General features: G+C 39.1%; 17 protein-coding genes and 1 pseudogene. 1 reads left to right on the top strand and 17 read right to left on the bottom strand.

Annotated features, from left to right (window positions below):
* Positions 1 to 419 precede the first annotated feature (419 nt).
* From WYK_RS19620 to WYK_RS19580, 9 genes and pseudogenes are all read right to left on the bottom strand, one after another.
* Positions 420 to 599: a DUF4025 domain-containing protein gene (locus tag WYK_RS19620; RefSeq protein WP_040376140.1), complete on the bottom strand. Its 180-nt coding sequence runs from the start codon at positions 597 to 599 to the stop codon at positions 420 to 422.
* Entirely contained in the window at positions 596 to 1447 is an 852-nt protein-coding gene (locus tag WYK_RS19615) for an MBL fold metallo-hydrolase (protein ID WP_040376139.1), read from the bottom strand. The genes WYK_RS19620 and WYK_RS19615 overlap by 4 nt, the downstream gene beginning before the upstream one ends.
* 96 nt (positions 1448 to 1543) lie before the next feature.
* Positions 1544 to 2524: an ABC transporter permease gene (locus WYK_RS19610; RefSeq protein WP_040376138.1), complete on the bottom strand. Its 981-nt coding sequence runs from the start codon at positions 2522 to 2524 to the stop codon at positions 1544 to 1546.
* Positions 2517 to 3433: pseudogene (locus WYK_RS19605) on the bottom strand (ABC transporter ATP-binding protein). Before WYK_RS19605 ends, WYK_RS19610 begins: the two are co-directional and overlap by 8 nt.
* Complete coding sequence (locus tag WYK_RS19600; RefSeq protein ID WP_235782569.1) at positions 3430 to 4227, bottom strand: SGNH/GDSL hydrolase family protein; 798 nt, start codon at positions 4225 to 4227, stop codon at positions 3430 to 3432. The pseudogene WYK_RS19605 and the gene WYK_RS19600 overlap by 4 nt, the downstream one beginning before the upstream one ends.
* Before the next feature lie 294 nt (positions 4228 to 4521).
* Positions 4522 to 5490, bottom strand: coding sequence for a bile acid:sodium symporter family protein (locus tag WYK_RS19595; protein WP_040376137.1), 969 nt, complete (start codon positions 5488 to 5490; stop codon positions 4522 to 4524).
* A 133-nt stretch (positions 5491 to 5623) separates the two neighbouring features.
* Positions 5624 to 6799: an MFS transporter gene (locus tag WYK_RS19590; RefSeq protein WP_040376136.1), complete on the bottom strand. Its 1176-nt coding sequence runs from the start codon at positions 6797 to 6799 to the stop codon at positions 5624 to 5626.
* Entirely contained in the window at positions 6792 to 8603 is a 1812-nt protein-coding gene (locus WYK_RS19585; protein WP_081704974.1) for an ATP-binding protein, read from the bottom strand. The genes WYK_RS19590 and WYK_RS19585 overlap by 8 nt, the downstream gene beginning before the upstream one ends.
* A 131-nt stretch (positions 8604 to 8734) precedes the next feature.
* Complete coding sequence (locus WYK_RS19580; protein WP_040376135.1) at positions 8735 to 11002, bottom strand: ATP-dependent DNA helicase; 2268 nt, start codon at positions 11000 to 11002, stop codon at positions 8735 to 8737.
* A gap of 175 nt (positions 11003 to 11177) precedes the next feature.
* On the opposite strand from WYK_RS19580, the gene WYK_RS19575 reads away from it, so the two are divergent.
* A complete protein-coding gene (locus WYK_RS19575; protein ID WP_040376134.1) occupies positions 11178 to 12086 on the top strand; it encodes a YitT family protein in 909 nt (302 codons plus the stop codon).
* A 108-nt stretch (positions 12087 to 12194) separates the two neighbouring features.
* On the opposite strand, the gene WYK_RS19570 is transcribed toward WYK_RS19575, so the two are convergent.
* From WYK_RS19570 to WYK_RS19535, 8 genes are all read right to left on the bottom strand, one after another.
* Complete coding sequence (locus WYK_RS19570; RefSeq protein ID WP_040376133.1) at positions 12195 to 12389, bottom strand: cold-shock protein; 195 nt, start codon at positions 12387 to 12389, stop codon at positions 12195 to 12197.
* A 777-nt stretch (positions 12390 to 13166) separates the two neighbouring features.
* The gene (locus tag WYK_RS19565) at positions 13167 to 13373 is read right to left on the bottom strand and encodes a cold-inducible protein YdjO-related protein (RefSeq protein WP_040376132.1); all 207 of its coding nucleotides are present in this window, start codon (positions 13371 to 13373) and stop codon (positions 13167 to 13169) included.
* Between the two features lie 52 nt (positions 13374 to 13425).
* Positions 13426 to 15549 carry a DNA helicase RecQ gene (gene recQ, locus WYK_RS19560; protein WP_040376131.1) on the bottom strand — a complete coding sequence of 708 codons (2124 nt, stop codon included), beginning with the start codon at positions 15547 to 15549 and terminating at the stop codon, positions 13426 to 13428.
* Between the two features lie 785 nt (positions 15550 to 16334).
* Positions 16335 to 17150, bottom strand: coding sequence for a 3D domain-containing protein (locus tag WYK_RS19555; protein ID WP_040376130.1), 816 nt, complete (start codon positions 17148 to 17150; stop codon positions 16335 to 16337).
* 295 nt (positions 17151 to 17445) lie between these two features.
* Positions 17446 to 18321, bottom strand: a complete 876-nt coding sequence (locus WYK_RS19550; RefSeq protein ID WP_040376129.1) for a CvfB family protein — start codon at positions 18319 to 18321, stop codon at positions 17446 to 17448.
* A gap of 224 nt (positions 18322 to 18545) precedes the next feature.
* The gene (locus tag WYK_RS19545; protein WP_040376128.1) at positions 18546 to 21407 is read right to left on the bottom strand and encodes an ATP-binding protein; all 2862 of its coding nucleotides are present in this window, start codon (positions 21405 to 21407) and stop codon (positions 18546 to 18548) included.
* Positions 21397 to 21765, bottom strand: coding sequence for a response regulator transcription factor (locus WYK_RS19540; protein WP_040376127.1), 369 nt, complete (start codon positions 21763 to 21765; stop codon positions 21397 to 21399). Before WYK_RS19540 ends, WYK_RS19545 begins: the two co-directional genes overlap by 11 nt.
* Before the next feature lie 115 nt (positions 21766 to 21880).
* Positions 21881 to 23500 (bottom strand): GGDEF domain-containing response regulator, encoded by a 1620-nt coding sequence (locus tag WYK_RS19535; protein WP_235782568.1) that lies wholly within the window; start codon positions 23498 to 23500, stop codon positions 21881 to 21883.
* Positions 23501 to 23555: the final 55 nt, after the last annotated feature.

The following is a 23555-nucleotide window of genomic DNA, read 5'->3' as shown; positions in this document are numbered from 1 at the left end:
TAGCTGTTCCGCACATAACAGCTGCTGAGGTGCTCCAATCAATCCAGCAGCGCAGGTTCAAAGGCCGTTTTTCTTATAAAAAAGTGTATCTTGCCTTTAGCTGACCTTGATTATCCACTCTTGTTCAGACTTAGCGACTCTTTTTAACAACCCCTGCCAACTAGAAGCTTCCTCTCTTAAAAAAGCCTTCCGCACAAGAATGGCCCTCAAGCGCACACTATATGCCGTTTCCGCACACTAATCAGTTCCAAGCGCACATTAATCTTGCTGTTCCGCACATAACAGCTGCTGAGGCGCTCCAATCAATCCAGCAGCGCAGGTTCAAAGGTCGTTTTTCTTATAAAAAAGTGTATCTTGCCTTTAGCTAACCTTCTCCCCCCAAAAAAGAACGCTGCCAATTAAGCAGCGTTCCACTTGACTTAGTGTTCATCACTTTTTTTATCTACTTGATCAATCGTACCAGAATAATATCCATCCATCACCTGATCATGGGTTTCATCCACTCCTGATGTTATTGAATCGTTTTTGTCCTCAGTTTCTTCATTATAGAAATATCCTTTTTTTTCTGTATTTAGTTCTTCATTTTTAGAATTTTTCATTGTGTGTCCTTTCCGTCAACATATTTTCCGTAATCTGGTTTTGCAATTGAATCAAAATTCTCGGATAGATTCCTAAGCCCCTCTGCTAGTTCATTTCCTTCAACGAAAACACCGTGTCCGGTTATCGCAACTGTAGGATGCAGTTGTTCAAGGGTCTGTACAGATTTTTTAGCTGCAGCCCAGTCTGTGGTTAAGTATCGTGGTGGTCCACTGAATTCTTTTTCTTGGGTTATCACTTTATAAAGATTTTCTTGTTTCACGGTAACGAAGGCATCACCTGCAAGCAATGCTCCATCTGACTTCCGAAACAATGAAATGTGTCCGGGTGTGTGTCCAGGTGTATGCACCCATTCCCAATCTGGCAAATCTTGTATTGAGCCATCAGCCGGAAGTTGATGAATATGATTTTCTAAATTAATGCCTTTATTCGGAAACATTCCCGACATTTTAGCAACCATCCCGCCTTCCACCGTAGAGTCCGGTTTTGGGTAGTCTATGATCCCTGTCAGATAAGGCATTTCAAGAGAATGCGCATATACTGGTGATTTCCAGTGTTCTACTAACTCTACTATTGCCCCAATATGATCAAAATGACCATGTGTTAAAATAATGGCTTTCGGCGCAACACCTTTCCCATATAAAGATTCAGCTTCCTTGATAATCATTTCTGCCGATTTAGGCATGCCTGCGTCTACCAAGACCCATTCATTTGCTCCTTTTTTTCCAATAAAACAAACATTTACAATCTGAATAGGCAGACAAAATAAATCATCTCTCGCAAATTTACCATCGCCATTTGTTACTGACGTTACTGGCAGTATCTTTTTTCCAACACCATTATCATCCATATTTTCCCCCTCCTTTGTTTTTCTTTATTGATACCCCGAAAATGATTTTCTAGTCAAAAGAAACAGCCCTTACACATAGCATGGGCTGTTTCCGAATTAATAAACATCTTGACGGGAAAAAACAGTAAAAGACACAACAAGCGCTGCAACCAGCCATACAAATAAGACCGATACGGATGAGAACAAAGTCATTCCCTCGATAGGCGGTGCGGCACCACTTAAATAACTGGTTAATTTAAGGTTAACCATAAAGAAATACTTAGCAGACGCCCAAGATGAAACCATATTACTTAGAATCATTCCTGAAATTAATGCGGCCAGCATGACACCCATTCCTGCTGCAGTACTGCGGATTAATACTGAAAGCATAAAGGACAGCGTTCCGACAACAACCGCTACGAACCAAACTAACCCCATTTCCATAAGTAAGAATTCCCACTGATCCATCAATTTGACTCCACTTGTATTGAGATTGCTTCCTTCAACAGTAAATCCAGTAATCACAGGAGCTGTCCAGCCATGATAGCCAAAAACTGCACCTGAAATGACATAAGCTAATGCTGCCGTGACGAGGACAATCAATGAAGTTGAGAGCAGCAGCACAACATATTTACTGAGAAGTATTTTCCATCGCTGGACCGGTCTTGTTAGAAGCAGCTTTATCGATCCTAAACTATGCTCTGAAGAAACCAAATCACTGGCAATAATCATAATTAAGAGCGGGATAAATAAATCACTTGAGTTCTCAATAAACATTCGGACAAAAGTAGGTGCACCTGGTTCTGAAGGATTAATATTATTATCAAGATAATATTGTGATTGTTTGATACTAACTTGGAGCTGCTGACGCCATTCATCAGAAATTCGGCTTGACCCCAGTCGGTTTTGTGAATCGATAATTTGCTGCTGCAATAGCGACTGCCATTCCATTGTGCCCAGACGTTCACGTTGTGATTGGGTTTCCTTATATTGAGCATACGTAAACATCGCAACCAATATTGCTACAATAGCCGTGATAATTAACAGACGTTTTCTTGCTAGGAGTTTCAGCATTTCGTTTTGTATCAGCTTATTCAATTGAACTACCTCCCACGCCAGTCACTTCAAGGAATAGATCCTCAAGGGCTGGAAGTTTTCTGTTCATTTCAAGAACTGATATCCCTTCATTAATGAGCTTTACATTCCATTTCGGGATTTCTTTTTCCTCAAATGCTGTAACCAAATATCCATCCGTGGATTCACTGACATCCGTCAATTGTGTTAATACAGCTTTTCCCCGTTCCATCGGATCTACTTTCCAGAGCATTTTTTCTTGGCTGCTAAGTAAGTTCTTTACGGAATCTACCTGAATAATTTCTCCGTTTTTTATGATCGCTACCCGGTCACATAACAACTGAATTTCGCCTAAAAGGTGACTGGAAACTAACACACTGAGTCCCTCCTGTTCAGCCAGCTCCCTAATAAATTGACGCATTTCTCTAATTCCTGCTGGGTCTAACCCATTCGTTGGCTCGTCCAAAATCAAGACTTTCGGATGATTAAGCATTGCCTGTGCAATCCCCAGTCTTTGGCGCATACCAAGGGAATATGTTTTTACTTTTTCATCAATTCTGGCCTCTAATCCGACCATGGCCACTACCTCAGTAATTCTTGTTTCCGGTATATTTGGCAGCATTCTGGCAAAATGAAGAAGATTTTCTTTCCCTGTTAAATATGGGTACAACTCAGGATTTTCCACGATACAGCCAATCTTCTCCATTGCTTTGGTAAAGTGCGTTCGAACATTGTAACCGCATACAACCATACTTCCTGATGTCGGTTTAATAAGTCCGACAAGCATCCGAATGGTCGTCGTTTTACCTGCTCCGTTTGGTCCCAAGAAGCCAAATACTTCACCAGCTTGTAATTCAAAACTAATCCCTTTAATAATTTGCCGTTTACCAATTTTTTTGTTAAATTTTGTACGGAAAGAGTTGTCTTGGTCATTTTTTCTCCTCCTCCCATTTAATCAATGGTGAAATTCGCTTTGCAATCAGTTTATATCCTTCTTTATTAGGGTGAAATTTGTCTGTATACAGATAATCATTGACTGATAGTTGAAAAATATCGTACGTTGGGACAAATACAATATCTGAAAACGAAGAAGCCAAATCCTCAGTCTGGAAATTCCACTCTCTGACGATACTACTCGTTGTTTCGTTATCCTCTAATTCAATAAAGGGATTATAAAGCCCAATCATGTAAACAGTTGCCTGATTATTTACAGATCGAATCGTGGTAAATACATCTTTTAAATTTTGTAAGTACTTTTCCTGAATGTCCTCGATTCCTGCTGTTTCAATGTCAATTAATGTTTGTCCACCCTGAAATAAATCATTCCCGCCAATTGTAAGCATAATTGCATCGGCTTCTCCAAGCTGGCGCTTAATCTCCTTTTGCTTCATCTGATTCTTTAATTCAGATGAGACTGCTCCACTAACGCCTAAATTATGAACACTAATTTTTTTCCCAAATCGTTCTTTTAAATCATCGGTAACGAGCCCTACATACCCTTTTCCAGACTCATCACCCGTCCCTCTCGTTAAGGAATCACCAAGAGCTACTAAAGAAAACTTCCCCGTGTCAACAGCCTTCTCCGGCTCCTTTTGTTTAATCTCAATAGGACTAGCTGCTGAATAATAGTCTTGAACCGCCCATCCTAAACAAAAAAGCCAAAACAAACAGACAATCGAAGCAAAAATCGTTATGTACCTAACCCTTTTCGTATGCAGATGAATCACCCTCTCGCTCTATATCTTTCCATTAAAACACATGATTCCCTTTTTTAGAAAAAATAGAACTCTTACAAGCACATAAAAACCTCCGTTAAAATCACACGGAGGCTGTTACCTACATATCTTTTCTTTTTTTCATAAGCGCTATTACTTTTTCTGTCGGGTCCCAACAGGTAAATTGAAAGGTCGTCTTGGTTTCAAAACCTAATCTTGAGCACCTATATATGGTTTTTCCCGCTGCCTTCTCAACAGTAAAAGATTTACATGTCGCACAACAATGGTACATGAGTGACGTCCTCCTCACCCAATTCGATCAATTGTCTCCATTGGTTCTACTTTCTTTTTATCAGCCTGTTTTGCCCAATACGTTGCCAAGATAGGTCCGGAAATATTGTGCCATACGCTAAAGATTGCACTTGGGACAGCTGCTAACGGAGAAAAATGTGCGGTAGCAAGTGCCGCTCCAAGTCCAGAATTCTGCATTCCCACTTCAATCGAAATTGCTTTTTGATCCGCAAACGGCATCTTAAGGACTCTTGCTGCCAGAAAACCGATAGCAAGGCCAAGTACATTATGCAGGATAACAATGCCTAAAATAAGAAATCCCGATTCAAGGATTTTTTCTTTATTTACACTAACCACTGCAGCCACCACTGCCACGATCGTTACTACTGAAACAAGCGGCAAAGCTTTTGTTACCTCAGTCGCCTGTGTTTTAAAGATTATCTTTACAACAAGACCCAGCACGATTGGGATTAAAACAATCTGTACAATTGAAAGTAACATATCGCTCCCTGATACCGGCAGCCATTTGCTCGCTAATAGGTACGTTAAAGCAGGTGTCAAGAACGGGGCAAGCAAAGTTGAAACGGATGTTACCGCTACTGACAGTGCTGTGTTTCCTTTTGCTAAAAAGGTCATTACATTGGAAGCTGTACCGCCTGGACAACAGCCTACTAAAATTACACCAACTGCCACTTCGGGAGAAAGATTAAAGCCTGTAGCCAATAAATAGGCCAATCCTGGCATAATAATAAACTGTGCAGCCACTCCAACAAAGACACTTTTAGGCTGCTTTACGACTGCTTTAAAATCATCAAATGAGAGCGTCAATCCCATTCCAAACATAATGATTCCTAGTAAAATAGATATGTATGGAGCAATCCAGCTAAATCCATTGGGCAATAACATCGCTAACCCTGCAAATACTAATACCCATATGGCGAAGGTATTTCCTGCTGCTTTACTTACTCTCATTAATAGATTCATCGTGGTGTCTCCTTTTCTAATAAGAAAAATTTAATAAATCAAATTATACTATAAATTCTGACTATTTACTTCATAATTTTTAAAAACAATAGAAGAAAACCTTGCCTGCTTAAAAAAGCATGACAAGGTTTTTTCAATGATTGCTATTTATTTTTCTTTCCAACCAGATTAGCCAGAGAGTCAGGATCACTCCGAATAAGGACAGTACAGCAAAAAATAAATAAACAGTATAGATGTCTGCTTTTTCCATAATGATTCCTGCGGTGAAGGTACTAAACCAGTTGCCTAATCCGTTGCCGATCGCGGAATAAAACGTGATAGCTGTTACCATTATATGAACCGGTACAATTTTACGAAGGTACTGTAGGCCAGCTGGTACGAATAGACCAATAGATAGTCCTTGCATAACCGAGGTAAAATAAACAAGATTTAAGCTCGGCTCAAAATAATAGAGTGCCCACCGAAGCAGCGAAGAAAACGCGGCGATTAGAACAATGGGCAGCAGACCTATTTTCTTGACCCACGAGCCTGCTGCTCGCATAAAAGGAATTTCTGACAGGACAGCGAGTAAGAAGGCAATTCCAATCCCTGTATATGTACCGCCGCGATCTTCTATAAACAGTCCATAGTAAACATTATTGGCAAGATTCGGACCAAAAATCAGAAACGTAATGGCTAAGAAAACGAGAAATCGTTTAATCGATAACAGTTCTTTAACACCAAAGATTAGATTGGGTTTTGCCATACTCTGTGGTTCTTCAGGCAGTCGTAAAGCCAAATAGGCACTAATCACGAGCGTAATAAAGAAACTATAAAAAATAATCGACAACCCAATTGTTGTTTCTGCCAGCCGGCCCATTATAAACACGGCTAGTGCAAAGCCAAGTGAACCATAGAGCCGTAGATTTCCATAATTCGCTTTAACCCGAGTAGCGTACTGCAGGGATATTCCATCTGAAACAGGAATAATAGCGCTCTGAAAGACTGCTAGGATAATAGCAATGATGACCAGCCACTGATAATCATGAATAAACAAATATCCGAGCGCAAGCACCCCGGCAAGTAATGTCGTCAAAGATAAAATCTTTGCTGGTTTTCCAGACCAGTCACAAACCATTCCCCAGATTGGTTGCATAATCATCATTGCGATTGGGCCTGCCGACATGATCGTCCCAATTTGATAACCATTCATCTTTTCTACTTCGCTTAAATACACACTTAAGAGCGGTGTTAAACTGCCGACCGCAAAAAAAGAAAAAAGATAAAATCCCTTAAATTGCAGGAGATTTCTAGTTATTTGTTTATCCAAGTTTCGTCTCCCCCACACTGATTAATTCACTGGATGATATAAGCGGAAGGACAATGGTAAACGTCGTTCCTTTATTTACTACACTATCCACAAGTACATTGCCATTATGACCCTCGATAATTTTAAAGCTGACCATTAATCCCAGTCCATTCCCCGTTTTCTTTGTCGTGAAAAATGGTTCTCCTAATTTCTTCAGCTTGTCCTCAGGAATGCCTATTCCTGTATCTTGAATCGCCAAGCGTACCTGGTCATTTGCATGGCTAAGAATTACAGTTAGCACCCCTCCACCAGGCATGGCTTCCATTGCATTCTTCACAAAATTTAAAATGACCTGCTTTAAACGGTTTTCATCACAAGCAACTAGGCTCACTTCATTATCTATTTTTAGTAATATTTTGATGTTTCGCTTTTCTGAATCAAATTTGACCAAGGATAAAACACTTTCGAGAATCGGAACGATATTTTTATTCTCAAGGTTCAAGATTTGCGGTTTAGATAAAACCATAAATTCCTCAACAATTAAATTGACTCGTTCAATTTCATCTAAAATGATATCCAGGTACTCCAGCCTGTCTTCACTTTCTTCATCGAGTTGTAGAAATTCAGCATACCCTTTCATGGATGTTAATGGATTCCGAATTTCATGGGCGACTCCGGCTGCCAATTGGCCGACAGCTGCCAGCTTATCCTGTTGATGTAGTTTATTCTCAACTTCTTTCTGTTCGGTGATGTCATTTCGGATGGATAAATATTGATAAACCTCTCCATCTCCGTTACGAAAGGGCACAATTGTAGTATTGACCCAATAAACGCTTCCATCCTTAGCTTTGTTACGGATTTCGCCCTTCCATACTTCTCCGTTCTGAATAGTTGACCATAAATCAGCAAAAAAATCTTTTGAGTGATAGTGAGAATTAATAATTCGATGATTTTTTCCAATCAGTTCTTCTTCGCTATACTTCGATATATCACAGAACCCTTTATTCACCTTCGTAATAATCCCCTTTTCATCCGTTATCGCGACAATAGAAGATTGATCCAGTGCATAAGTAATATCGAAAACGTATTTATCACTTTTTGCTAATCGTTTACTAATGATGGTACTTGTGGCAATTAACCCTGCAACAATACAGATTGCCACGAAGAACACTAAATACACCACAAATGACGTATCGTTCATCAGTTGATTAATCGTTTCGATCGGCTCTTTTGCAGGAAGTGATCTTGTTAACAAAAAATGACCTTCTGCAATGGACCCTGTCATGATAAAAGCGCTTAATGGCTTATGCCAGTAGTTAACACCTGTCTTCTGGTGCTTTGAATAGTAAAGAAGCATAAATGCAAACAAAAACAAGGAAAAGATAAATAATACAGATATAAATAGATACCCGCTATGAAACGTCAGATTATGATTTAAGGAATACATACCAATAATGTAATTGGATAATACGGACATCGTAAGCAGCATGCTGCATTCTATCACTTTTCGCAGAGAAATCGAATCAGCCGAAACAGCTAAAAAACCCATAGCTGCCAAAGCTACACCTAGTACGAATGATAAAATCGTCAACGATATATTATAAGAAGTGGAACCTGTATGATCAAGGGATAGGATTCCAAAAAAGTTCATGGTCCAGACAGCCGTCCCCATTGAAAAGCTGCTTCCTAGAAATAAGAATTTTTGATTACGTTTAGATGTACGCAGCATAGTTAATAAATCCAGTGCTGTGTAAGATGCAATAAAGGTGAGAATACATGCAATTAACAAAAGGATTGGATTGGATGAATTAAATACTTGCCCCACTTGGCACCAGCTCTCTATAGATGTCTTTAAATTGGTTTTCTTTTCCTATAAGTTTAAGCCAAGTTACCTGGTTTTGTCGATAGAACTTAGATAATTTGCAATACTCATTATCTTTGCAGCACATGATCCTCTCACAGAACAGTAAAATTCCTCCACATTTCCGGCATCAATCCTTGATATTTAGCTGTCAAATATCGATCATCAACTAAGATGATCATTCCATAATCCTGTTCGGAACGAATTAACCGGCCCCCTGCTTGAAGAACCTTATTCATCCCTGGATAGGTATAGGCATAATCAAATCCATTCTTGCCACGCTTTTGAAAGTGTTTATTCATTAGTTCTCGCTCCTCGCCTAACTGGGGCATTCCAACACCAATTATAAAAACACCGTTGAGACGGTCTCCAATCAGGTTAATCCCTTCTGCGAACACACCTCCCAAAACTGCAAACCCTACAAATAATCCTTTATCTCGTTCTTGAAAGGCATTCAGAAACACTCCCCTTTCTTCTTCAGACATACCACTTGTTTGCATCATACAGTCATCAGAAAAAACAGCCTTAAAATCAGTGAATACTGCATTCATATATTGATAAGAAGGAAAGTAAATCAAGTAATTACCCGTTTTGCCTTCTAACATTTCTTCAATCAATCTTATAATTTGCCTATATGACTTTTCCCGATCATAGAAACGTGTGGATAAGGGTTTGATAAATACATCGTTTTGTTCTTTGCGAAAAGGGGAAGACACTGTGATTGAATAATCTCCCTCCTTGCCTCCAAGCATCTCTGTAAAGAAAGGAAGCGGATGTAAGGTGGCAGAAAAGTAAACCCTCGCCTTAAAGCTGCTGGCCATTTGGTCTAAAGCGTGAGACGGATCCAAACAAAATAATTTAACTTCTACTTCATTTTTACTGACTCTATAAAAGGTTTGATAGTGTGTATCGAATAATTTCGCAATCCGTAAAAACGATTGAACATCAAAATATGTCTCAAGAAGCTCCGAATCATCTAACGAAATCTGCGAGATTAACAGCCGTTCAGCTTCTTCGACAAAATGGTTGAGCAACTCCAGTAAGCCATCAGGTAATGTATCTTCTGCCCAACTTTGTTGTTCAGCCTGTTTACGTATCGTAATAAACCACGCATTGATCTGCTTTGCGGCTTTCGACAAAGCTTTATTACTTATAAAGCTGCGCTTTATAGACAGAAAGGTTGATTTAATCAATTCAGCAGAGAACATCTCTCTTCCTCGATCGACGAGATTATGGGCCTCATCTACCAGTAAAACGGACCGCTTCTTCTCATCGAACCGTTTTAACGAAACTCTTGGATTAAAAAAATAATTATAATCGCAAACAATCGCATCAGCTTGATAAGCTAAATCTAACGAGAATTCAAAAGGACATAAAGTATGCTTTCTTGCATACATTTCTATAATAGGACGATTAATAAGCTGCTCGTGTTCGAGTACATCCAGCAGAGCCTCATTCAAGCGATTATAGTACCCTTGTGCAAACGGACACTCGTTAGGGTTACAAGTCTCCTTCTCATGAAAACAAATTTTGTCTTTCGCTGTAATCGTTACTACCTTCGCTTTTAGACCTTGCTTAACTAATACCGCATATGTATCTTCAGCACACTCTCTCGCTATCGTTTTAGCTGTAACATATATAACTTTGGTCAGCTGATTTTCACCCATTGCCTTTAACGCTGGAAAAATGGTCGAAATAGTTTTTCCAATTCCAGTTGGTGCATAGGCGAATAAGGTTTTACTTTCTCCAATCGTTTTATATACGGCACCGGCGAGTTTTCGCTGGCCTTGACGATATTCCTGAAATGGGAATTTCAATTCTTCAATACTATTTCTCCGTTCATTTCTATGAACACTTTTCCATTTTGCGAATGGATAGATGCCCTTTAACAAGTTCATCATAAATGCAGCTAACTCTGGTTTCAGAAATGTTTGTTGAAATACCTTTATTGTTTCATTTTTTGGATGCACGTATGTAAGCTGTACCTGAATTTCCTTTAAATCAGTATCTTCTATATACATAAACGCGTAACATTTAGCCTGTGCCCAGTGAACGGGATAGGTATTTTCTGTTACACTCTCCCAATCCAATGTTGATTTAATTTCATCAATTGTAATTCGTTCATTCTCTTTAAGCAGTCCATCACATCTTCCATCAATTTTAAAACTCAAATCACGATAAGTAAGGTCGGTTTGTAAATATACTTCCTTACGATCTTCTTCATGATAAAGACTTTGCAGCTTTTGATGAGCTGCAGTACCTTCTGAAAGACTTATATTGGACTTAAATCCTGACTGGATACTCCCCTGACGGTATACATATTCTACTAACGAACGGACTGATAGCTGAAACTGCTCGCTCATATAATCACCTTTTTAAATTTGATTAGCTAAAACATACCGAAATGAGGCAAAATAATCTAGAGCATTATGGATGTAATCAATTTTTCACAACCGAATAGGACAAAATTCTTATCTTTTACCTGCTTATTGTTTATAATTAAATAGTTACCATAAGAATAGAGAAAGGGGCAGGAGAATGTCAGAAGTTGTTGAACTGACTGCAAGTGAGCTCATCCGCAAAAAAACTCACCATCGAAAGCTGACACTACGACAAATAGTCCAGCGTGGAATCCTAATCACCATTGGTGCTGTTTTAATGAGTGTTGCACTTGAAGTCTTCCTAGTCCCAAATCAGATTATTGATGGGGGTATTACAGGAATATCGATTATGCTATCGTATATTACTGGATGGAAACTAGGGTTATTCATTTTTATTTTAAACCTTCCATTCTTTTTTATTGGCTACAAGCAAATCGGAAAAACATTTGCCCTATCTACACTGTATGGGATTACCATTCTATCCATTACCACGTCTTTCCTGCACCATGTATCCGCTTTTACCTCAGATATGACTCTCGCCGCTATTTTCGGGGGAATGATTCTTGGGATTGGAGTCGGAATCGTTATTAGATATGGTGGTTCGTTAGATGGAACTGAAATACTTGCCATCCTTGCCAGCAAAAAACTGCCATTTTCAGTAGGAGAAATTGTCATGTTCTTTAACCTATTTATCCTTGGAAGCGCTGGTTTTGTTTTCACTTGGGATCGTGCAATGTATTCGATTCTCGCTTATTTTGTGGCATACAAATCCATGGATGTTGTTATTGCAGGGTTAGATGAATCAAAATTCGTCTGGATTATCAGCGATGAATTTCAGGATATTGGAGACGCAATTCTACATCGTTTAGGACGAGGCGTTACCTACCTTACTGGTGAGGGTGCTTATTCTGGAGATGATAAAAAGGTGATCTTTTGTGTCATCAACCGGCTCGAAGAAGCAAAGCTTAAAGATATCGTTAAAGATTACGATACTTCCGCGTTTCTTGCTATTGGAGATATTGCTGAGGTAAGAGGCGGACGCTTTAAGAAACGAGATATTCATTAAGTTCAGCTCCTCAAGGAAAGAATGATCTTAGGAGCAAAGGTGGTTCTTTCCTTGAGAAGCTTCATAAAAAAAGCACAACTCATAGAGTGTGCTTTTTTTATAAGTATATTATTTATGACGAGGATTGTTGATGGCCTGCAGCATTTTAGTACCAAGAACCATTTCACTTCCGCATAGTGGACAGCTAGGAACTTCACTGCTCGTAAAGTTATCACGGATCCAACCTTTACAGTCTTCTGATGTACAATCCCACACTTTTGTTTCTTCAGGTATTACTTCTTCAGTATTATTACGTTTATACATACATCCCACTCCTTGGATTTGAATTGGTTTCTTACGGATCCCCAAAATCAAGCTTATTTAACTGGAATAAGATGAAAGACAAGTACCCTAATATGGTCTATTTTGTGGATTTCAACTCTATTATACCACAAATCACTGTCTAAAATGTAATTTTATCTCTGGAAGGGTGTTGGTCCTGATATAAATAAAGCTGCCCTTTCTCATAAGGACAGCTTTTTTCAGCCTGAATGCTGAATATGTTTTGGTTTCCAATTATTACTGCCAAAAGAGTCTTGGCTCTTCGAAAGAATATTGGAAAGCTTAAGAGCAATTATAACCTTAACCTAATACAATGAAAGCCCTGCCTCTCTTATCATCTTACGGTTCCAAGACCGCGCCAGTGAGAATCAGGTTTCAGTTTTAAAATACAAATTTATTAAAGGAGACTGAATATATGCCCGTCTTGGGGTATTTTTTGACTGGCAACATTTTAGTAGAAGTAAGTTAAAAATTTAGAAGTAAAAATCAAGTGAGGACTGTGTTATTGACGTATTTTCGTCATTCATTGAATTTCTAACTTGTTTCTATAAGCCGTCACGGCTGCTTTAATGAAAAAACAAATGGATGTTCCATTTGGCTTTAATAAATATGCTATTATGTTAATCACTCTTTCGTGCCTATTAAGACACTGAAATCTTAGTATAGCATTTGAAATAGTACCTGTCAACCATAAAAAAGAAAAGGCTGATGTCTTTTATCCATCTGCCTTTCCTTTTGGCTTAACGCTTTGGTTTTTATTCAACGATATGCATTATATTCTGTTAGTATTTGCGGCAATTCCCTAACTTCCTCAACAAGATTCCCACCGCACATTGGACAGGGTTGGTTTTCTACTGCAAAGTCTTTTCTCATCCATCCGTTGCAGGATTCTGATTCACACGCATAGACGACTGTATCCTCTATTATTGGTGCTGGTTCCTCTGAATTCTTTTTACCAAAATACATGAGCGACCTCCTTTTTCTATACTATATGCAAAAGGAGGTAAAATTATTTATATTAGACAAGCATTGTCTTTCTTACTAATGCCGCTTTAATCATGAAATAGGTAATGTCTTCAGGCAAAGCCTCTTTGAGCGGTTTTAACTTATCTGCCCCTACTTCTCCAGCTGCCTTAAGAATCAATTGCTGTTGTTCATCAGAAAGAATCCGACCCCAATCAAGTTCCAGCCCTTCTAACGCACATTTAATCAAATGATTTTCAACAGAAACGGGTGACAGACCGCGAATTTCTGCGATTTCATTTACAGACTTATTTTGTTGAAAATAGTGCAGCGATTCAAGATGAGTCGGTTCCCCTTTTTCTTTTGGCGTTGGATGGTTCGGCCCCTCTATCGGCGCTAATTCTGGATGATCGTTCAAAAAATCAGCAATTGCCGAAAGGAACGGTGCACCATACTTTTCTTGTTTTTGTTTACCAACACCTTTAACCTCCAAGAACTGTTCATCTGTTTTAGGATATCTAGATGCCATATCTTTCAACGTTGCATCAGAGAAAATAACGAAGGGCGGTACATTCTCTGTTTGTGCAATTTCCTTACGCAGCTGACGCAGTTCTTGGAACAACTCATCATCTACTGATAAAGCTGCGACTTTAACGATTTCCTTACGTAAGACTTGCTGCTTGCCGAGTAATACTTGCTTACCTTCGTTGGTTAATTTCAAAATAGGGAACTGACCGCCAGAAAGAGCAATAAACTGGCGTGCTGTCAGGAAATCAATAAAGTCCGTAATGTCCTTCGCCGACTTTTTCCCCATTATTCCATAAGTAGAAAGTGTTTTAAATCCGAACTCTTCGATTTTTTTATTCTTCGAACCAGATAAGACTTGAGCAACGAGGGTCTTTCCAAATCTTTCACCCATCCTAATGATACAAGACAAAACCATTTGTGCTTCTGTCGTAACGTCCACAGACGATCGGCTGTCTCGACAATTTTCACAGCGACCGCAATCATCCGGATTTTCTTCACCAAAATAACGGAGGATAAATGCTTGTAGACACCCTTCTGTAAAACAATAATCCTTCATCAAGTTCAGTTTAGTAAGTTCCTGATTCAAACGATCTTCTGAAGGATTAGATTGGTCAAGAAGAAATCGTTGTACTCGAATATCTTGAGGCGAATAAAGAAGGACACATTCACTATCCAGTCCATCACGCCCGGCACGACCTGCTTCTTGATAGTAACTTTCCATATTTTTTGGAATTTGATAATGGATAACGAAGCGAACATTCGATTTATCAATACCCATCCCAAACGCACTCGTAGCAACCATAACCGATATATTATCCTGTAGAAATAATTCCTGCTGCTCTGAACGTTCATGCTCGCTCATACCGGCATGGTATCGACCAGCATTAACCCCGCTTTTGATAAGACGGGTATATAATCTGTCTACTTCCTTCCGCGTTGCCGCATAGATAATACCCGATTCCTCTTTGTTCTCAGTAAGATAGCGGCTGAGATATTGATCTCGGTTTTCATCTTTTAGGGTAGAAAAAATTAGGTTTTTTCTAGCAAACCCAGTAGATATCGCATCATCCTCATCAATTCCAAGTGACCTGCAGATATCTTTCTGCACGATAGGCGTTGCTGTAGCAGTTAAAGCCAAAACAACTGGACGAGAAGGAATTTGTTCTATTAATGGGTTGATTCGTAGATAGCTTGGACGAAAATCATGGCCCCATTGAGAAATACAGTGCGCTTCATCAATCGCAACCAAAGAGATATTAAGCTCTTGAAGTTCCCTCATAAAATACGGGTTCTCCAACCGTTCCGGGGCGACATATACCAGTTTATAAACACCCTCTTTGATATCACGCAGCCGCTGATCTGCTTCCGAGGCACTAATTGAGCTATTTAATAACGTAGCCTCAATTCCATTCTGTAATAAGGTATCGACCTGATCCTTCATCAAAGAAATTAACGGCGAAATAACTAATGTCACACCAGGCAGCATTAACGCAGGAATTTGATAGCAAATGGATTTACCACCGCCAGTAGGCATAACACCAGCGGTATTTCTCCCATTAAGAACCTGTTCAATAATCGCATCCTGCCCGCTTCGAAATTGATCGTAACCAAAATATTTTTTCAAATACTGTCTTGCCTGTTCCATCATCATTTATTCCCTCTTCCCGTACAAACTTCTCCCTTCATTCTACATTGAAACCCATCACACATCAAAGGCGAAGAAAAGAGAATGCCTCCTTTTTGGACTAGATTCGTTTTCGGCTGCGTATTTAGGCCAAACAGCTTTTCAAATGGATTGATCACGTTTCTTGTTGATGGGGTTAGTAAAATGAGTACCTTTTCTGTTCTTAAGAGATAAATACCCTGTTTTGGCAGCCCATCTGAGGCGTAAAGTGCTAAGGAAGAATACTCTCTAGTTGGGGCAGAATATATCACTCATCGGGAAGAATAAAATTGAGTTTGGGGAGAATGTTTGAGCTGTAGGGACGAATGAGCGCTTTTCGACTTCATATTTGGATGAAGACCCCACCTCCAAACACTTTTTAACTGGATTGATCACGTTTTTTGTGGATGGGGTTAGTAAAATGAGTATTTTAAGAGACAGATACACTGTTTTGGCAGCCCATCTGATGAGTAAAGTGCTAAGGAAGAATACTCTCTAGTTGGGGCAGAATATATCACTCATCGGGAAGAATAAAATCGAGTTTGGGGAGAATGTTTGAGCTGTAGGGCCGAATGGGCGCTTTTCGACTTCTTATTTGGATGAAAAACACATCTCCAAACAGCTTTTCAACTGGATCGATCACGCTTTTTGTTTCTAGAAGGCAGTTTTGGCTGCCCATCCAATTGAAAAGCTCACTTTCATAGTAAAATACCAAATAAAAAAACCAATGACCCGTCTGAATCAGACGGGTCATTGGTCAGTATATTCTTATGTTAGTTAAGTACTTTTACGTTTACTTGTTTGACGCCCCAATTAACTGCATCTTCTTCATTTGCGAAGAATATGTCAATTTTGTTTCCTTTGATGGCTCCGCCAGTATCGGCAGCAGTTGCATAGCCATAGCCTTCTACATAGACTTTAGATCCAAGTGGAATGACAGTTGGATCCACGGCAATGACCATTGCATCAGGATTAGCCTTCAAGTCTACACCTGTTGCTGTGATTCCGCTGCATCCTTCACAACTTGCGGTATATCCAGTTGATCGAACAGATAGTTCGTTTGCTGCTGTATCAGGCTCAGAAGCATTTTCTTCTTGTACTGGTTCAGCTTGTACAGGTGCTTCCTCTTTTGCAGGCTGCTCTGGTTGAGCTTCCTGGTTTTCAGCATCCTCTTGTACAGCTGCTTGTTTCGCAGGTTCGGCTGCTGGTTGAGAGTCGGATGTATTGGCTGATTGATTAGTTAAAATGGATAATTTATCGTTTGGTTGAATTAAATCAGATGATAATTTGTTCCATTCTTTGATATCCTGTACAGTCACACCGAACGTTGCAGCTATATGTGATAAGGTATCCCCGTTTTTAATTGTGTAGGTTTCATCCCGGGAAACCTTTAAAAGATCATTAGGGTGAATCATATCTGAAGTTAAGTTATTCCAGGATTTTATATCGTTGATCGAAACTTCATACTTTGCTGAAAGCCCCCATAATGTGTCTCCGTCTTGGACTTTAACGTTCTCTGCGTGGGTGTTGGTTCCAGCAGCACCGGATATTATTGCTGCAGTGGCTAAAGATAGAATTATTTTTTTCATAAATATAGTACCTCCTTGGTTACGCTCATTAAGCTAACAGGATTTATAATAACATAGGCACGTTTCATTCAAAGGACAAACAGATAAAGAACAGATGACGAAGGTGACAGCAAGATGTCAGTGTATTACAAACAGACAATTTCTCCGTAAACTGTCATATAAGGAATTAATTCACCCCTGAAAAAGACAATTCTACTTCTAAATGAGTTAATCCGTAATTTATCACTTAATTCGGACTATGGATTTAATCTAAAAAAAACACCGGTGCATGCAGCACCGGCATTTTTTTTGATTCCTATTTCCGATCAGAGGAGTAAGTCCAGCCATCTTCTTGATAGACTTTCCCTTCCTTCATTAGTTTTCCTAGTGCACGCTTAAACGCACCCTTCGAGATTCCAAAATGGAATTCAACATCATCAGGAGAGGTTTTATCACAATAAGGCATGGCTCCCCCACGGTTCATTAAATAACCATAAATAACGCCAGCGTCCCCTTCCATTTTATCTTGTTTAAATGGATGTAATGAGACGTTCAGGCTGCCGTCTTCTTTGATATCAATTACTCGGCCTTCAACAAACTGTCCAAGTCTTGGCTCTTGATCTCGTTCACTTTCGTGAATAAAGCAGCGATACCCTTCTTGAGAAACGAAAAACGAACCAACCAGAAGCAGGCGGTAGACGTTCCCAGAAACAGGTGTATTAAACATTCCCTTTTGCGGTGCTTCTACGACTACTTCCTGCATAACATCTTCAGTTGCCAGCTTTCCGTAGAGCCGGCCTTCCCGATCTGTTTTTAAACATATGTATAGTTTGTCTCCAACAGTCGGCCATAAGTGATCAATGTTTGGTAAATCATCGACTGACACCAACAAGTCTTTAGGAAGACCAATATTAACAAACACACCAAGTCTTCTTTCTACATCGACAACCTCAGCCCAAGCATACTGATCAAAACCGATTTCTGGAATCAATGTTGTAGCCGTAAACCGACCCTGCTTATCTACATATATAAAGACCGTGACATAATCACCTATCGCTACTTCCATACCTTCTTTAATCGCATTATGATGAAGCAAGACACTTTCTTCTGTCTCATCTATTAAGAAAAAACCAAACTCGACTTCACGATCCACTTCTAATTCAACGACCCTGCCGGCCTCTATAATTGACATAATAAAAAAACCTCCTGTAAACAACCATTGTATACCATTAGTGTACCCATTTTTAAATTTCCAACCTATACGAATCTACCATTTTTACGAACAACTGTATATAGCATCAGTGATTCTCATGCCCCAAATCAGGAAAAAAAACTGCATTTCCATTCTTTTTGGATGATTTCTAATAAAAAACGGAGCAAATTTGCTCCGTTAACATGTACATCCTTTATCAATAGTTAGTCTCTCTGTGGAACCATGATTTGGCCCCGCTTGCCATTACTTAAAAGCGTATGGAGAATCATTTTTGATAACTGGCTGGGCTGGTACGGTTTAACTAAATAATCCTTTGCGCCCAAAGAAAAGCCTCTTTCTTTCTCATCTAAGGCAGTCGAGATAAAGATGGGAAGATCTTTCAATTGAGGATTTTCTTTCAGCTTTTGCATAAGAGCCCAACCATCCATGTCTCCTTCTTCAAGCATAATATCAAGGACAATAGCATCTGGAGGTACTTGCTGAATCATCTCCCATGCGGTTGTTCCGCTTTTTACATGGGTAACTTGAAAACCACTATCTTGAAGTTCGTGGTTAAGCAGCTCCGCAAGACTAAGATCATCTTCTATTACCATTATGCTATAACTAAGGGTATGATCATCACGTGCAGCCGGCTTTCCAGTAGGACTAACTACAACCTTGGGAAATTCAATGGTAAACGTGCTTCCCTCACCATATACTGATTCCACAGTAATACTTCCCCCATGAGCCTTTACAATTTCTTCAACAATTGATAATCCTAAACCTGTTCCTCCGATCCGTCTGCGATCTGAATTATCGACTCGATAAAACTTTTGAAACAGATTTGGCAGCGCGTCCTTAGGAATTCCAAGTCCATGATCAATAACCGCAACCTTTATGCGTCCCTCAGTACTTGAGACCTTCACATGGATTTCCCCGCCATTCGGAGAGTATTTTATTGAATTATTGAGGAGATTTGTAAATACTTGTTCGACTTTCACTCGATCACCCATGATAACAGCCTCTTCCATATCGGCAGTAAAGGTTATTGTATGGGCAGCATGTATTTCCTGATGCTCAATGGTTTTTTTCAGGACAGGAAGTAAATCAATGTATTTCTTTTCATATGTCTGTTTGCCCGATTCCATCCGCTGGACATCTAAGAAGTCATTTATAAGTGCTGTTAATCGTTTTGCTTCATTATAAATAGTTTGCAGGTATTTCGTTTTACGTTCTGGCTTCAATTCACGATTCAACATTAATTCTGTAAAACCAAGAACACTTGCCAGCGGCGTGCGAAGTTCATGGCTCACGGTACTGACGAATTCACTCTTCATTTGGTCTACTTCATATTCCTTTGTAATATCCCGGTGGACAATAACCGTTCCGTAGGCTTCATCCCCTAGTTTTAACTTCTTGCAATACACCTTAATAACCTGTTTGCTGTCTTTCTTTTGATAGATAAATGATTGATCCTCCTGCTCTTCAGGCGAGTGAATAGATTCTCTCAAATTATCGACCACATTGTCTTCTACAACTTGTTCAGTTACAAGCGCAGTCCACCTCTCCCAAGACATTCCCACTAGTTCATTGATATTTTCTTTCCCAAGAATCTCAGCAAATTTACGATTTACATGGACGATTTCACCATTGTTATCAACGAGCTGAATGCCCTCTTGGACTGTATTCAAGATGTCTTGATTTAATCGGCTGTTCGCTTCAGATTGCTCATAGAGCCTTATTTTCTCCAAGGAGATACCAATTTGTTTGGCAAGTGTTACACATTCATCTATATTTTTCTCAGTGAACTGGTCTCCATACCGGCTGAATACCATGATTGCTTCTATTTCTTGATAAGCATTTAAAACAGGTAAATACAAATCGTAGCTGTAATTGGTGCCTTCATGGTAGCCTTTTTCAACGTTATCTTGTTCACGCTTAAAGGTAAACGGACGTTTAGTTGTTTTCAATCGTTGGTTAAGGCCGCTGTTTAAATTCATTTGAAACTGTTTGACGCCATAATCAGAAATGCCAAAAACGGCAAAAGCCTCTTCTTTAATAAGAAAAATGATTCCACGCTCTGCTGAGATAATGTTACACATATTTTCGACAATGCTCTGTAATACTTCTGCTTGGTCAAGGGAGGTAGAAATTCCATTAATGAACTCATTTCGGCGTTTTAGCATCTGCTCATTATCTGTTAGGATTTCAAGTGTTTCCTGCAACTGGTCCTGCTGAGAATGCAGTTCATCTTGTTGGGCCACTAATTCTTCATTGTGTGCTAATAAATCCTGTTCCTTCTCCTGAACACTTGCGACCATTTTTGTAAAGGCATTTGAGAGTGTGCCCAGCTCGTCCATCCGGTTTGAATCGAGAGTAATCACCGCATCTCGGCCGGCAATAATCTCATTCGCTGCAATGGATAAATCGGCTAACGGTCTGCCAATATTTCTTAAAAATACTCTTATGCTGTATTGCATGAAAATGAAAAAGATGAAAAATAAAACCACAGCTGCGATTTGTACATTTGATTGACGCTTAGTCAGCTTTGAAAGATTATCTTCAAGTTCATCGTCCATCTCTTTCATAACAAGTACATTATTCTCACGAAAACTATTCACCCTAGGTGTATCTGAGGCAGTTACCTTCTCAGCAATTGCCTGCTTGCCGCCTTTTTCAAAATCAGCAATTCTGCCGGGCAAGGTATTAATATAATAGAAATCAGCAAAATCAATGATATCTTGATAAATAACCTGATCCTTTGCTGTATTCGTAATTTGCTTTAATTCTTTGGCTTTTTTACGAATGATTTCTTCCTGCTCAATGGCACTTTCCTTCAGCTCTAGGTTATCAAATGCAATATACCCGCGAATGTTCAGAAAGGTTGTATCATACGCTTCATATATGTCACTAATAAGATTTTGTTTTTCCTTTATTTCATTCCTCGTTTGAATAAAATCCTGATTTAACTGCTGCAGTATATAAAATAATGCACCCACACAAACGATAAAAATGATAATTGAGCTGCCCATGATCAACAGAACCTGTCTCGCCAGGCTTTTTTTAAAGTAATTTTTAAACTTCATTTAATATTTCCTCAATTTTTTCTACTAATTTCATAGGACTGAATGGTTTAGCCATAAAATAATCGGCTCCCGCTTGGATAATTTTCTCTTGTTCGTATGTTTGGCTTTTCGCAGAAAGCATCATAATTTTCCCCTGAAATGTTTGATTTCCTCCACGAAGTTTTTCAATAATCTCTAATCCAGTAAATACAGGCATCATGTAGTCTAAAATCACAAGATCATATTCATGGTTCTGTAAATAGTCGAGTGCCTCTTTACCATCAGCTGCTTCATCTACGTCATACTCTTCGTCCTCAAGCGTATCCATTATTAACATCCTAAGTACTTCTTCATCTTCTGCTAAAAGAATTCTACTCATCTGTTTTCCCTCACTCACTTTTTTCCATGTTAAAAAAGATATAAGCCTCATTTAACTGTGCTTATATCTTATATCGGCAAACGACTATCATTCTTTGCAAAAAAGAAGAAATCTCTTATTTAACTTGTTTTACCAGCCGTTCAATACGACGCTGAAGTTCTTGAACGCTGAAGGGCTTTGTGACATAATCGTCTGCACCAAGCTGGAGGGCTCGTGCAATGTCCTCTTCACTTTTTCTACCCGTCAGCATAAGAACGGTAAAACATGCGGCATTTTTCGCTTGTTTTACGGTCTTAAGAACTTCTAACCCATCCATATCAGGCATTATCCCATCAAGAATTAAAAAATGAGGATGATTCTCCTTCGCTTGATTTGATGCTAGAAATAGACCTCCATTCTCATAAGCAGCTACCTTCATATCCAGGTGATCTAACTCCATTGATTCCAGAATATTTGTTAACATCGTACGGATGATGACATCATCGTCCACAATTGAAATATTCAGCACTTTCTTTTTAAACAACATATTTGATGATTTCGCTCCCATCGCTCTTGCTCTCCCTGAACGTTTTGCTAGGTAAAGTGAGCCGTCAGCCTTCTTAAATGCTGATTCCGGGGTTACAGCTTCTTCTTCAACCGTATAGACCCCTGCCGAAAACGTTACAGAAAACGTCTGATCCTTACTAGTAAAGAGTACAGTTGAAAAGTTTTGAATCATTTGATTTAACAGCCGTTCAACATCCTCGTTACTTGCACGAGGAAAGATAACAACAAACTCTTCTCCCCCATAACGGAAAACAATATCCGAACTGCGTATACTCTGTTTTAAGAATTTGGCAAATTCCATCAGAACCTGATCTCCCATTAGATGCCCATGAGTATCATTAATACACTTAAATCGGTCTAAATCGAGGACAGCAATAGTGAATCCCTGTTTGGTCCTCTTGAAGTCTTGGAAGAAGCGGGTAATGCTATCCTCAAAGAACCTCCGGTTGTAAACCTGTGTAAGTTCATCTATTAAAACAGACTGATCGAACAGTCTTTTTCTCTGGAGATGCCGATCCATCTTGGCTAAAAACTCTTCGACATCAATTGGTTTTCCTATAAAATCATCTGCTCCCATTTTATAGGCCTTCAATCTTGATTCTTTATCATTTTGAATGCTAATCATTATCTTCGGAATAAAGTACTTTTCGTTATGCTGTTGGATGTCATCTAGTATTTGAAACCCAGTTTTAGAGGGAAGCTGAACGTCTAAAATCAGACAATCCGGCTGCATGTCAAAATATTGTTGAGTAGCTTTCTCTGGATCAGTGTTGGTAATCACCATCCAACCGTTTTCCTCAAGAATATCTTTTAGAAAGATCAGCATCGAAACATCATCATCAATAATTTGAATAAGTCCTGCTGCGGTCTCACGGTCGACTTCGGTTTTTAGTTCAACATCATTAAAATGTTCATATGCATAGGTAAGTTCTATTAAATCAAACAAGAAATTACGAAGTTCATTTTTCCTCCAGTTGACAATTTCCATCTCATTATTCGCGAGGAGTAAATAATCTGAAAGCTGCATGAGCCCTCCTAGCTGCAATGTCCCAGCCGTTCCTTTTATAGAATGAAGAAAACGATAAACTTCTTCATTATTAATTTCATCTATTTTATCTTCTTCAAACCATTGACTAAGTTGTTCTTTGATATTCTTAAACAAATGGCTTTGGTATTTTTCCAATTTCACGTGTATCGCTCCTAACTAACCGGTTCAATGCCAGTTACAGTTAACCAAATCAAAT

The sequence above is a fragment of the Peribacillus psychrosaccharolyticus ATCC 23296 genome (assembly GCF_000305495.1).
Classification (GTDB): Bacteria; Bacillota; Bacilli; order Bacillales; family DSM-1321; genus Peribacillus; species Peribacillus psychrosaccharolyticus.
This window is presented reverse-complemented; position numbering and strand designations above follow the sequence as displayed.

Excerpts from the sequence above, each read along its gene's own strand:
- recQ (WP_040376131.1), bottom strand. The coding sequence starts at position 15,549 with ATGATGATGGAACAGGCAAGACAGTATTTGAAAAAATATTTTGGTTAC.
- WYK_RS19550 (WP_040376129.1), bottom strand. The coding sequence starts at position 18,321 with ATGTCAATTATAGAGGCCGGCAGGGTCGTTGAATTAGAAGTGGATCGT.
- WYK_RS19540 (WP_040376127.1), bottom strand. The coding sequence starts at position 21,765 with ATGAGTAGAATTCTTTTAGCAGAAGATGAAGAAGTACTTAGGATGTTA.
- WYK_RS19570 (WP_040376133.1), bottom strand. The coding sequence starts at position 12,389 with ATGTATAAACGTAATAATACTGAAGAAGTAATACCTGAAGAAACAAAA.
- WYK_RS19545 (WP_040376128.1), bottom strand. The coding sequence starts at position 21,407 with ATGAAGTTTAAAAATTACTTTAAAAAAAGCCTGGCGAGACAGGTTCTG.
- WYK_RS19580 (WP_040376135.1), bottom strand. The coding sequence starts at position 11,002 with ATGAGCGAGCAGTTTCAGCTATCAGTCCGTTCGTTAGTAGAATATGTA.
- WYK_RS19620 (WP_040376140.1), bottom strand. The coding sequence starts at position 599 with ATGAAAAATTCTAAAAATGAAGAACTAAATACAGAAAAAAAAGGATAT.
- WYK_RS19575 (WP_040376134.1), top strand. The coding sequence starts at position 11,178 with ATGTCAGAAGTTGTTGAACTGACTGCAAGTGAGCTCATCCGCAAAAAA.
- WYK_RS19565 (WP_040376132.1), bottom strand. The coding sequence starts at position 13,373 with ATGTATTTTGGTAAAAAGAATTCAGAGGAACCAGCACCAATAATAGAG.
- WYK_RS19555 (WP_040376130.1), bottom strand. The coding sequence starts at position 17,150 with ATGAAAAAAATAATTCTATCTTTAGCCACTGCAGCAATAATATCCGGT.
- WYK_RS19595 (WP_040376137.1), bottom strand. The coding sequence starts at position 5,490 with ATGAATCTATTAATGAGAGTAAGTAAAGCAGCAGGAAATACCTTCGCC.
- WYK_RS19615 (WP_040376139.1), bottom strand. The coding sequence starts at position 1,447 with ATGGATGATAATGGTGTTGGAAAAAAGATACTGCCAGTAACGTCAGTA.